Genomic DNA, 12808 nt, shown 5'->3' with positions numbered 1-12808 from the left:
TGCCTTAAACTAGCCTTATATGCTATTTGTTTTTCGCCCATAAATTCTGATGCTTTTTAAAGCTGAAAAAGTTGAAGGGCTCCCAGAGGCCGGGCACTAAATCGTCAATGGCATCAGGGGTAAAGTTGCCCGATAACTGACTCATTATTTCACTCAACCTGTCTTTCCCCATACGCATTAACTTTTTCCGGTTGGCGGGAAAGTACAGGTTTCTTCCCTTAGGAATGATTTCTTGCGCACCGCTTGAAATGTACTTCTGATTTCTTGTTACCACTTTGCACAGAGGTTCTGCCGGATTATGGGGATTGAGCCCAATCACGATGGCGCATTCATATTGATCTTTTTCCTGACCTTTTTCATTGACCGGAATATAGGTAACACCGAAACCTTGCGGGAAGTAACCTACAAGCTCAATGAAATCCTGAGCTAACTGTTTATTTAAGCCATCTTTTTTCGCAAGTTGCTCAATCAGCATATAACCTTTCGGCAAGCTTTTGCGCGAATAGTCTGATTTGGTTGAAAGTACAATAGAAACATAAATTTGTGGAATTTTAACTATCTCTCCCAGGCCTGTTTTGGAAACAAACGCGTCTTTTACTAATTGATACAGAAATTCGCCGGCGTCTTTATGGGTCTGGACGAACCGGTCTCTTTCTTCCTTATCATTTCCTACATAATCAGGTAGCCCTAAGCCTTCTGAAATGTATTTGAGCGTAAAATGGTAGTTAAGCTTCAACAGCGCTTTTCGTTGTGCGTCATCTAATAACCGGAATTCACTTAAATCACCATTCTCACCTTTGAGGATGGTTTGCGCGGCGGGACTCTGTAAGCCGATATCCTGCAAAAGTGCGGCAAGGATTAGGGGACGTCCCAGCTCAATTTTCCATTTATCACGCCAATAACGGTTTCCGCGAAAGCGGGATGCGGCTTCGCGATACTTCGACAGATATTTATTAGCAATAGTGTCGTGTGCCAGAAGCCTGTCGGCTAAGCGTAATGTCAGTACGGCCTTATACAAAGGCTTAAGGCGCATATGAAGGCGGGCAAAATTACCCGACGGGCCCCGGGTAAGCAACATCAGCGTTCCAAGCAGCTTTGCACTGGACTGCTGTGTTTCCTGCCAGTTGTCGCCTTCACAAAGTTCGATGATTTTTGTGCTTACGTCGTTCAACCTTTCTAAACGTGCAAGCCTTTCTTCTTTGAGTTTTTCTTTATGATTCTTTATTTGTCGTGCAAGTTGCTCTGCCAGTACTTTTCTTTTTTTATTTCCTTCAATTTTACTGAGTTGCGTTTTTAAATCTTCAACTTGCTTTTCCAGGGCCGGAGTAAGGGAAAAGTAATCACTGGCATCTTCGAAAACGGAGCCGAAGCCGGTTTCATGAGGGTAAATCATGTTGATGAGTTGTTTTACTTGCTGTGTGTAAATACTGTCGGGGTTCTGGCTTTGTGCGCTCACCGCTTTCCTTTCAATTACTACTGCGAAATTGCCTGATGTTACTCTCAGCAATTCAAGGCAGACAGGGCAATGGGTACCTGAACTGACACCATGCCTTGTTTTTACTACCTTATTTCTTATCGGATTCCTGAATGATACCGGAAATTCCCACAGATTTTGCTAATTCTTTATTAACATGTAGTTGCTGCAATAATTCTCTATTAACAAAGTCGGAACGGGAGACTCTTTTAAGTCTCCTCAGCAGGCAGACAGTTCAGTCACCATGGTTTTGGCCAGTAGTTCTATGGCTTCAGAGCGCACTTTCTGCGGATTCACCAGACACACACCAATATGACCCAGCTCCGGCAGCGCCGGAGAAGGGGACAAAATATGCAAGCCGTTCGGCACAGTACTTCTCGCCAGTACGGTAATGCCCAGTCCTTCATTGATGGCGGTCTGAATACCGTTGAGATCGCCGATGGTGTACACAATTTGCCACTGCTTGCGGTGCTTTCCTAACAGGTTGGTTGCACGTTTACGGTAAATACAGGGCGCCGGGGCGGCGATAATGGGCAGCTTTTCAGGAATGCTGTTAACAAAGCGCTGACTGCCAACCCACACCAGCTGGTCTGTCACGATGTAACCATCCTGGTCGGGATCGGGCATCTCCTGCAGTGACAGGATTAAATCAAACTGGTTTTTCAGGGGTTCACACAGCAAATCTTTACTCAGCGCACAGTGCACTTCCAGAGAGACTTCCGGATAAGACTGGGTGAAGCGGCGAATGATCTTAGGCATCAGGGTCGTGGAAAATTCACTGGGGATCCCCAGTTTGATATTCCCGCTGACCTGAGGACGACCAAATTCAGCCATCGCCTGGTCATTCAGCATGAGTATTTTCATACCGAATTCCAGCAGCTTGCTGCCTGCCAGCGTCAGAGTAAGACGGTTGCCTTCGCGGGAAAACAGCTTTTCCCCCACCATTTCTTCAAGTTTTTTGATTTGCAGGCTGATAGCTGGTTGTGTGCGTTTTAAACGTTCCGCACATAAAGTGTAGCTACCCGTCTGCGCAATCGTCACAAATGAACGTAAGAAGTCCACGGACAAATTTTTCATGGCTACACTCCAAAATAAAAATAGGCAGGCAACCCTATTTTGGAAACTTATGGCTCTATTGTTTTTATTAATTTTATTTATTGCGATACCAGAATTAGCATAAAGAAAATCAAAACACAATGGAGTTATCATGAAGCTGCTGAATGAATCGCTGAATAATGTGGATCCTGAAATCGCTGCGGTAATCGAAAAAGAGACCCGGCGTCAGGAAGGTCATATCGAACTGATCGCATCTGAAAATTACACTAGCCGGGCGGTAATGGCGGCACAGGGAAGTCAGTTAACCAACAAGTACGCTGAGGGGTATCCGGCGAAACGTTATTATGGCGGCTGTGAAGAAGTGGATGTTGCCGAACAACTTGCTATCGACCGCGCTAAAGCCTTATTCGGCGCAGATTACGCCAATGTTCAGCCGCACTCAGGCTCGCAGGCTAATGCGGCGGTTTACATGGCGTTGCTTTCTCCGGGCGATACCATTTTAGGTCTCAGCCTCGATCACGGCGGTCACCTGACACACGGTGCAAAGCCGAATTTTTCCGGTAAATTGTACAACGCTGTGCAATACGGTATTAACCCGGAATCCGGTGAAATTGACTATGAACAGGTTGCAGAACTGGCAGAAATCCACAAGCCAAAAATGATTGTTGCCGGCTTCTCGGCGTATTCCCGCATCGTTGACTGGCAGCGTTTCAGAGATATCGCCGACAGTGTTGGTGCGTGGTTAATGGTGGATATGGCTCATGTTGCCGGCCTGGTGGCCGCCGGTGTGTATCCTAACCCTGTGAAAGCGGCACATGTGGTTACCACCACTACTCATAAAACATTGCGGGGGCCGCGGGGAGGGTTAATCCTTTGTCAGTCTGCTCCCGAACTGGAAAAGAAATTCAATTCACTGATTTTTCCGGGTATTCAGGGCGGTCCGCTTATGCATGTCATCGCAGCCAAAGCGGTGGCGTTAAAAGAAGCTATGTCTGATGACTATAAGGTGTATCAGCAACAGGTGGTAGACAACGCCAGAGCGATGGCAGAAGTCTTTATTGAGCGTGGCTTTGATGTGGTATCCGGCGGCACTGATAACCACATGTTTCTGTTGAGCCTGATCAGCAAAGGCATGACCGGTAAAGCAGCCGATGCGTTGCTTAACAGTGTAAATATAACTGTTAATAAGAACACGGTGCCTGATGATCCCCAGTCTCCATTTGTCACCAGTGGTATTCGCATCGGCACTCCGGCCGTCACTTCACGGGGCTTCACTAAAGCAGATTGTCAGCAACTGGCCGGATGGATGTGTGATTTGCTTAGTGCGCCGGACTGCGCAGACACGGCTGCAACCATTAAACAGAAGGTGGCTGAACTTACTGCAGCAAGGCCCGTTTACAACTAGTTTTCCTGTTAAATTACTACTTCACCGGTACGATGGCGGTAAAAATTGAAAATAAAGTCGTACCGGTTACCATCACTGTGCTAAAATTTTAAAAAAATGTTAATCGATTAAGATTGCACCCGTTTAATTATGCCTGCCGGCATTCAGTACAGTGACCTTTGCCGTAACAATGAAGAAAGTAAAACTGACTTTAAAAGATGTGGCTGAAAAGCTGGGCGTTTCTACCGCAACCATCTCTAATGCCTTTAACCGCCCGGACCAGCTTTCTGCCGCCAGACGTGATGACATTCTGGCTGCCTGTAAAGAGATAGGTTACAGCGGGCCTAATAAAGCAGCGCAGATCCTCCGTAAAGGTCAGTCTAATATTGTGGCGCTGGTGCTTGCCGATAACATTGAATACATGGTCAGTGACCCTGTTGCATCTACCTTCATCCGTGGCGTTTCCTCCGTGCTGCAGGACGCTCAAAAGCATTTACTCTTGTATGCCGGTAATGCACAAACTATTACCGATGTGGCCGATTTCGTTGACGGCTTTATCTGCTATGGTGCGCCCCAAAACCCGAAACTAGGGGAAGAACTACGGCAATTAAGTAAACCGGTGGTCACGGTAGACTTCAACCTTGAAGGCTGCCCCTCAGTGAACATCGATAACGAGAATGCCGCTTATCAGATTGCGATGGAAGCACTGGAAGAAGGTGGACGTGCCGCTATTCTGGGACTGAAACTTATCGACTCACCTGTGACCTGCAGGGTGTACGACAGTCCGCTGCTGGACTCAGACAGTGCAATTTCTCATCGCCGGCTTGATGGTTATTTCAGGGCGATGAAACGCAAAAATTGCGACATTAATAATGAATGGATTTGGCATATTCCGGAGAGCGGGGGAAATTTTGCCCGTCAGGCCGCCAATGAAGTGCTAAGTATTTCACCCCGCCCGCAAACCGTACTGTGCATGAGTGACATGATTGCGCTGGAGTTGTTGCAATGTGCGCTCAGCAAGGGCATTAAAGTGCCGCAGGAACTGAAAATTACCGGCTTTGACGGTATTGACGAAGCCCGCCGTACCCGTCCTGTTCTCACCACGGTTTGCCAGTCGAGCATCGAAAAGGGGGAAACTGCCGCAAAGCTGCTACTGGAAGGTGAGCAGGCTGACTCTGTAGTACTCGATTTCGAACTTCTTAACGGCGGTACTATTTAATATCGCTTCCGGTGTCTTAGTACCGCTTCCGGCATCGCTTCAGACTGCCGTCTCTTTCTTTTTGTAAAACTGCTTTTTTTTTGTTGCACCTTTTCATCCGCTGCACCGGCCGGCGTCAGTCTGGCCGGACAATTATAGCGGTTTCAGCCTTCATAATTGCCTGTCTCTCTGTACTTACCTTAATCAAATAAGATTAAATTGTTATCCTTTTGGGTATATTTTAAAACAGGTTAATAAAATTTTATCAATTATAAGTCACTGATTTGTATTGGTTATATCGTCTCTTTTATTATCTCTGTTATATAAATTCTTCACATTGTATTTACACTGGAAAGTTTTTAGATTAAATTCTTAAACGATTAAGTTCGGTTATGAAGAAGGTGGGAATAAGCTGCCCGTTAGAAAAGTGACCGGATTGTTAGCCTGTAAACACTCAAACACTCTCCCGGAGAAAACATGAACAAGCGTTATGCATTCAGTAGATTAGCGTTGGCTGTCAGCGCAGTCATAGCCAGTCCCGTTTTTGCTCAGGACAATACTGACGCTGAAACCCAGGATAAAGCCAAATACGAACAAATCGTTGTGACTGCAACCCCTGGTGGTGCCACCATGCAGGAAGCCAGCGTGTCGGTCAGTTCCTTTAACGAAGACGATATTGTAAAACTTGCGCCACGCTCTACTGCTGAAGTGTTCCGTGCTATTCCGGGGATCCGTGCTGAGTCTTCAGGTGGTGGCGGTAACGCGAACATCACTATCCGTGGTATTCCTCTGGCTACCGGCGGTTCCAAATTTCTGCAAATTCATGAAGATGGCTTACCGGTACTGGAATACGGTGATATCAACTTTGGTAATGCTGATAACTTCATCCGTTATGACTGGTCAGTGGCTAATGTAGAAGCCGTTCGCGGTGGCTCTGCGTCGACTTTCGCCAGTAACTCGCCGGGTGGTGTTATCAATATGATCAGCAACACCGGTGAAATCGGTGGTGGTGCTATCGGTACATCTTTTGGTGTGGATTACGATGAAATGCGCCTGGATTTCCGTTACGGCGGTGAAATCAGCGACGACCTGTATTATCACATTGCCGGCTTTGCCCGCGGTGGTGAAGGTACCCGTGACACCGGTTATCACGGTGATAAAGGCGGCCAGGTGAAGTTTAATATCACCAAGCTGCTGGATAACGGTCATATCCGTTTCTTCTACAAAAACCTGGATGACAAAGTTTCCACTTATCTGCCATCTCCGGTACTGGTTAAAGGTGACGGTGAGTACGGTCCTGTTCCCGGTTTTGATGCCAGTTCACAGGCCCTGAACTCAGTGTATAACACGAATATTTCTACTTTTGACAGCTACGGCAATCCGGAAAACCGTGACGTACGCGACGGTATTTCATCAGAAGTTAATTCATTCGGCGTGGAAGTAGACCTGGAAGTTGCGGACAATCTGTTCCTGTTAAACAAATTCCGTATTTCGGATGTTTCCGGTGGATTCATTGCACCTTTCACTGACGGTTTCCCTGCCGGCCCGGGCGATGTATCAAACTTCGCTGCTGCGCTTTGTTCCGGCGCGCTTGATGGCGAAGGTAATGCGCTGAACTGCGACAGCACCACGGTTACTCTGGCGAATGGTCCGGGTGCAGGTGAAGTGTATACCGGCGAAGCATTTACTAACTTACAGTTTGATGCCCGTCTCAATGACCTGGGTAACATGATTAACGATCTGAGCCTGCGTAAAGAGTTCGATAACGGCGTATCACTGACAGTAGGTTATTACTATTCAAATCAGGATATTGCGACGAGCTGGGCAAGCTGGCAAACCTTTATCCAGACGCTGGACGGTGACAACTCGCAGTTGCTGAATATTACAGATGCTGATGGTACTGAACTGGTATCCAACGGCCTGCTGTCAGCCAGCTTCCTGTCGTATGAGTGGGATCTGAACTATGTGACAACTGCACCCTACATGAACGTAGGCTTTGAACTGTCAGACAACATTCTTATTGATGCTTCAGTGCGTTACGACAGTGTTGATGCATCGGGTGAACTGATCAGCTCTTGCTGTGGCGGCAATGCCGATTACGACATTAACGGAAACGGTGTTATTGAACAGATTGAAGATGCGTCTGCGCAGAACAGCGGCTTCATCAGCGGCGGTGTGATTAACCTGAACCGCGCCGGTGCGTCATCGCAAATTGTTGACTACAGTGCCAATAACACTTCCTATTCACTGGGTGGTTCTTATTTACTGAGCGAAACGCAAACCCTGTTCGCCCGCTACTCGAAAGGTGGCCGTGCACTGGCAGACCGTCTGCTGCAAATTGGCGGCACACTGAATACTGATGGCAGCCTGACCAACACAACCTCCGGCTTCGATACAACGAAGCAACTTGAAATTGGTTATAAGTACGGCACCCGTGATCTGATGCTGAACGCTACGCTGTTCGACACAGTGACGGAAGATACTCAGGCTGAGGTGACCAGCGGTCTGACGTTCATGCGCGAATATGAAGCAACAGGTCTGGAATTTGAAGGACGCTGGAATGCAACTGATAACTTCGTGCTGTCCGGTAACCTCACATGGACAGATGCTGAAATCAGCAAAGACGCGAATGATGCAACGCTGGTGGGTAACACACCCCGTCGTCAGGCTGACTGGATCTGGACAATTACACCGGAATACGTTACTGATTTCTGGTCAGTGGGTGCATCTCTGCAAGGCTCTACCGAGTACTATGTTCAGGACAACAATGACCTGAAACAGGATGCTTATAACCTGGTGAATGTATTTGCCACTTACTGGGTTAATGACCAGTTCTCAGTTTCTCTGAACGTAAACAACGCCACTGATGAGTTTGTTATTACAGAATCTGAAGAAGGCTCTGCAGCAGTAGGCAGCTACATCCGTGCCCGCCCGCTGAACGGCCGCACTACTGTGGTATCTCTGAAGTACCTGTTCGACTGATTCACTCTCCCTGTGAAATAGCATTGCCCGCACCGGTTTCCGGTGCGGGCTTTTTTTATTTCCGGTGTTGCCGGTATCTTCGGACAGAGGAGTGACCTTAAAGTCACCTTTACGCCCGCTTACCTTTGACCGGTGCGCACGCCACACATACCTGATCGCCATAGTAATTATTCTGATAATTACAGGTCAGTGCCGGGGTGGATTGTGTTTTGTTTTTGCTTACCAGTTTTTGAATCATTTTAGCCATAATCTGCTCCTTGTTAAGTTGGGTACAGATTATGTGATTTTATAAAACGATTAAAATCTTAAATACTAATCGCTCTAATCGCTTTCCTGATGATTCTGCATCCCGGCCGGGCTATTCCTTATCAACAGTAAAAACCATATCCCGCCATTCATGGTTGGTTATTTCACGTTCTGTAAACGGGTAGAGGGTGAAGCCGGTGACTTCCCGCTTTACATTCACCTGATAACGGATAAAGGCGTCACTGGCTGCGTTCTGGTTGTCCCAGCGGATCACAAATGTATGATCTTCAAAGGGCTCCAGTCTGCCGGTGAGAGTGGGCATTTTGTCAGATTTTATCCGCAGGGTGTCGCCTTCAGGGTAAACGGTCATCAGGCCAAACCATTCGTCGCTGAATTGTCCGGCGTAGGTGTTTTGCGGTAACAGCACTTTATTGCTGCCAGAGGGAGTCGTGTGTCTGGCCAGATATTTCTCTTCCTGCTCATCCTGATAAGCCCGGTATTCATCTATCCAGTTTCTTTTATCACTTTCAGGCAGGTAAGCTTTGAGGATGGTTTGCATGACAGCGCCGCGGGCACCGTAGTTGGAGCCGTTATTCAGTACTACCACACCCAGTTGTTGATCCGGTACGAAAGCCACATACGTCTGATAACCGGATAAGGTGCCGGTATGAGAGATTACCTTATGGCCGAAAATATCCATAAGCCGCCAGCCGAGACCATACGCCTTAAAATGCATGTGGTCCCATTCTTCGTCAGTGTCATCAACAGACAACAGGGTTTGCGGCGTCAGCATGGTGTTGTATGCATCTTCTGAGAGAATGGTTTCACCGCCGGCACTTTTACCTTCATCCAGCCACATCTGAACCCACTTCAGCATACCCGTCGCATTACAGCTGACGCCGCCGGCTGCAGCAGAGACAATGCCTTTTTCTGCCAGCTGGTTACGTGGAATGGGATAAATGCCTCTCTCATCGTTGTGGCCGTAACTGATGGCGCGGTTTTCGAGCACATAGCCCGGCACATCCCCACCAAAGCAGTCCATACCAAGGGGAGCAAATACACGGTTTTGTAGCCGGGATTCCCAGCTGTCTTCCGTCAGGTGCGCCACTATTTCCCCAGCTGTGATATACATTACATTGGAATAGGCGTATTCACTGCGAAAACTGTACTGAGGCGTCAGAAAGCGCAGGTTATGCACGATATCCTGACGGCTGAAGCCGGATGGCTCAGGCCACAACATACTGTCTCCGGCACCTGAACCCAAACCGCTGCGGTGGGTTAACAGATCGGTGATATCCATTTCGCGGCTGGCAAAAGGATCAGCCATCCTGAAACCGGGCAGCACGTCTTCTACCTTTGTGTGCCAGTTCAGTTTTTCTTCGTCTACCAGTTGTGCCACGGTGGTGGCTGTAAATGCTTTGCTGACAGAAGCCAGTCTGAACCAGGTGTCCGGTGTCACTGGCAGCCCTTGCTCTTTATTTCTGAGGCCATGTCCGGCGAGGTACACAACCTTGCCGTCTTTCACAATGCCCACGCTCATACCCGGGGTGTAAAATTCTGACAAAGCACGGTCAATGGTATCCGGCAGTGTTTTCAAATCAGATGGCAACTGGTTTACCGGTTGCGTATCAGCCGCAGCCTGAGCTGCAATGAGGGTGGCACATAAGCCGGAGAGAAAAAGCCTGCGCAAGTGGTGTACTCCTTTATCTTTTCACACCACTGTTGAAAATATTGAGAGGCTTGTCAACTGTCAGAGGTTCAGTGACACGGGGTGGCGGATCAACGACCCGGCGCTGCAGGGAACCGCTGAAGCAGATCTACGCCGACGGTTGATCCCATACCAGCTGTTTGAAGTGTTTGCGGCACATAGATTCATAACGGTCATTACCGCCAATCTCAACCTGATTACCGCCGGTGACAGGCTGGCCCTGTTCATCCATCCGCACCACAAATGTGGCTTTGCGACCGCAGTGACAGACTGTTTTCAGCTCAGTAAATTTATCAGCCCAGGCCAGCAGATAATGGCTGCCTTCGAAGGTTTCACCGAGAAAATCTGTACGGAGTCCGTAGGCCAGCACGGGAATATCCAGTTCGTCGACAATTTCTACCAGTTGCCTTACCTGCGCCTTAGTCAGAAACTGCGCTTCATCAATAAATACGCAGTCCAGCGGCTGGGCACGGTGAGCCTTAAATACCTGCCGGAACAAGTTATCTTCGTTACCGTATAAACTGGCGTCGGCCTGCAAACCAATTCTTGAGGTGACCTTACCCACATCATAGCGGTCATCGATTGCCGCTGTGAAAATCAGTACGTGCATACCCCGTTCACGGTAGTTGTAAGCAGACTGGAGCAGTGAGGTAGATTTCCCTGCATTCATTGCAGAGTAGTAAAAGTAAAGTTGAGCCATGTGATTATTATTGTTCTGTTTATAGCCGGCCGGTCAGTGTCTCTGCACGCTCAGGCCTGGCGAAGTAAAATCCTTGCAGGTAGTCTACACCCATCGCCTTAAGCCTTGTAGCCTGTTCTTCTGTTTCTACTCCTTCGGCAACGGTTTTACAGCCGAACTCGCCGGCAATCAGCAAGGTCGCACGGATAATCGGGCCGCCTGCTGAGTTAAGGTTATGAATAAACGACCGGTCAATTTTTATGTGATCAAAATGCAGGAGCTGAAGCTGACTCAGCGATGAAAAGCCGGTACCGAAATCGTCTATGGAAACGGCTACCCGGCGATTTTTTATGGCATTCACCTGCGCTGCAAGCTTTTGTTTATTGTCTGCGAATACAGATTCTGTAATTTCCAGATGTAACCTGGAAGGCGCAAGGCCCGTATGACTGAGTACTTCGTCGAGCTTGAGGATGAAGTTATCTTCCATAAGCTGAATCACTGATACGTTCACCGAAACAGCAACGTCAGGGTCTTTCCAGCCTGCTGCGGTTTCGCACGCTTTTGACAGCACCCATAATCCGATATCGTTGATAAGGCCCGAACGTTCAGCGACAGGAATAAAGTCTGCGGGAGAGACGGGGTGTCCGTTAAATTGCCACCGCAGCAGCGCCTCGTAAGACCACACACGGCCAGTACCGGCATCTACAATAGGTTGATAAACAAGGTGCAACTGGTCATTGATGATGACAGAACGAAGCCCGTCCCGTAACTGCATTTCTCTGCATACCGCGTCATACACGTTGTCACTGAAAATGCCGGTATGGTTCACGCCGCGACGTTTCTCATGATACATGGTGATATCGGCACGCTGGATCAAAAGCTGTTCGTTGTCGCCGTGATCCGGAAAAATAGCAATACCTGTCGTGGCATCAAGATTGATGATATTTCTGTCTATAGCCATGCCCTGAGCAATACTGGCGCGGATATTTTTTGCCAGTTGCACTATTTTGCTGAGATTGCAGAACGTCGCAACAATAATGAATTCGTCGCCTCCCCACCGTGATAAACAATCGTCCGGTGCAAATTGGCGGAATCTCGAGGCGACAGAGACCAGTACCTGGTCACCGGTTTGATGGCCGAGACTGTCGTTCACCTGTTTAAAGCCGTCGAGATCAGTAAACAGGATAGCCAGCTTCTCTTCCCTTAAGGCGGCCTGTTTTAACTTGTCCCGCAGGGTATTTAAGAACGCCGCCCGGTTCATCAGGCCGGTGAGGGGGTCGCGGTTAGAAAGGCGCACAATATCTTCTGTGCGGGAATGCACTTCGGCTTCCAGTGTCGCGTTCATATTGTCCAGTTTCTGGTTACTCAGACGCAGAGCTTCGTTTACTCTTACCACTTCATTGCGCTCTTCTGCCATTTGTTCCACCAACGCCTGATTCTTTTCCCGTAAGCTGATGGTCTCCAGATAAAAGGCATTGGTTTTGCGGGAGGTGCCCAGCATGATGATGCAGAAGCCGAATCCAAGCAGACCCAGCATAAATAACTCTTTACGCGGATCTGTCAGTGCCATTACGGAAACCGGAATCAGCAACAGCGTGCAGTAAGTCCATACCAGCGGCCGGCTGGCACCGAGCACTGCCGCTGCACCGCCCGCCAGGGCTGACAGCACCACAACAGTGGTAGCCAGCTCCATAATATCCATCAGCGGGTACAGGGTAACGCAATAGAGTGCCCAGATGATGGCTGTCAGTGTGACACCAATGGCGAACCGGAAAAATGCGGGACGGGGAGATTTGTCTTTCTGCCTGAGGACTTTCATCCAGAAGATGGCATCAAGAAAGCGAAGCAGTAAAACAGACACCATGATCAACCAGAAGAGTCGTTTGACTGTATGGGTTTCCGGTGTATCGAACCCGAATGCCAGCGCACTGATGGCAGCGACAGAGATAATCATGCCGTTAAAGGCATTAGAGTGCAGCAGGTGCACAACATCCCTTAACGCGGCATCATTCAGTGTGGAGTGGTGGAATATGGGGCGCACTACTTAATCCTGTCAGCTGGACGGCCCTGTCACATTTTAT

General features: G+C 48.5%; 9 protein-coding genes. 3 read left to right on the top strand and 6 right to left on the bottom strand.

The features are described 5' to 3' along the window. Positions 1 to 22 precede the first annotated feature (22 nt). Positions 23 to 1456: a hypothetical protein gene (locus ACXAGC_RS04380; protein ID WP_474842724.1), complete on the bottom strand. Its 1434-nt coding sequence runs from the start codon at positions 1454 to 1456 to the stop codon at positions 23 to 25. 237 nt (positions 1457 to 1693) lie between these two features. After that, a complete protein-coding gene (locus ACXAGC_RS04375; protein WP_474842722.1) occupies positions 1694 to 2551 on the bottom strand; it encodes a LysR family transcriptional regulator in 858 nt (285 codons plus the stop codon). A gap of 136 nt (positions 2552 to 2687) precedes the next feature. On the opposite strand from ACXAGC_RS04375, the gene glyA reads away from it, so the two are divergent. From glyA to ACXAGC_RS04360, 3 genes are all read left to right on the top strand, one after another. Beyond that, positions 2688 to 3935 (top strand): serine hydroxymethyltransferase, encoded by a 1248-nt coding sequence (gene glyA / locus ACXAGC_RS04370; RefSeq protein ID WP_474843451.1) that lies wholly within the window; start codon positions 2688 to 2690, stop codon positions 3933 to 3935. 169 nt (positions 3936 to 4104) lie between these two features. Continuing rightward, positions 4105 to 5133, top strand: a complete 1029-nt coding sequence (locus ACXAGC_RS04365; RefSeq protein ID WP_474843449.1) for a LacI family DNA-binding transcriptional regulator — start codon at positions 4105 to 4107, stop codon at positions 5131 to 5133. 456 nt (positions 5134 to 5589) lie between these two features. Next, positions 5590 to 8094, top strand: coding sequence for a TonB-dependent receptor domain-containing protein (locus ACXAGC_RS04360; RefSeq protein WP_474842720.1), 2505 nt, complete (start codon positions 5590 to 5592; stop codon positions 8092 to 8094). Positions 8095 to 8203: 109 nt separating this feature from the next. Here ACXAGC_RS04360 and ACXAGC_RS04355 read toward each other — a convergent pair whose 3' ends face one another. The 4 genes from ACXAGC_RS04355 to ACXAGC_RS04340 all read right to left on the bottom strand — a co-directional run bounded on the left by ACXAGC_RS04355 (position 8204) and on the right by ACXAGC_RS04340 (position 12768). Next, positions 8204 to 8341, bottom strand: a complete 138-nt coding sequence (locus ACXAGC_RS04355; protein ID WP_474842718.1) for a hypothetical protein — start codon at positions 8339 to 8341, stop codon at positions 8204 to 8206. Between the two features lie 111 nt (positions 8342 to 8452). Further along, positions 8453 to 10030 carry a serine hydrolase gene (locus ACXAGC_RS04350; protein WP_474842716.1) on the bottom strand — a complete coding sequence of 526 codons (1578 nt, stop codon included), beginning with the start codon at positions 10028 to 10030 and terminating at the stop codon, positions 8453 to 8455. A gap of 127 nt (positions 10031 to 10157) precedes the next feature. Then, positions 10158 to 10748 (bottom strand): thymidine kinase, encoded by a 591-nt coding sequence (locus ACXAGC_RS04345; protein ID WP_119502075.1) that lies wholly within the window; start codon positions 10746 to 10748, stop codon positions 10158 to 10160. 19 nt (positions 10749 to 10767) lie between these two features. After that, positions 10768 to 12768, bottom strand: a complete 2001-nt coding sequence (locus ACXAGC_RS04340; protein WP_474842713.1) for a putative bifunctional diguanylate cyclase/phosphodiesterase — start codon at positions 12766 to 12768, stop codon at positions 10768 to 10770. Between the last annotated feature and the right edge of the window lie 40 nt (positions 12769 to 12808).

This window comes from Alteromonas sp. AWJ4_197, assembly GCF_056160285.1.
The sequence above is the reverse complement of the archived record's forward strand: the minus strand, read 5'-3'. Positions and strand labels throughout refer to the sequence as shown.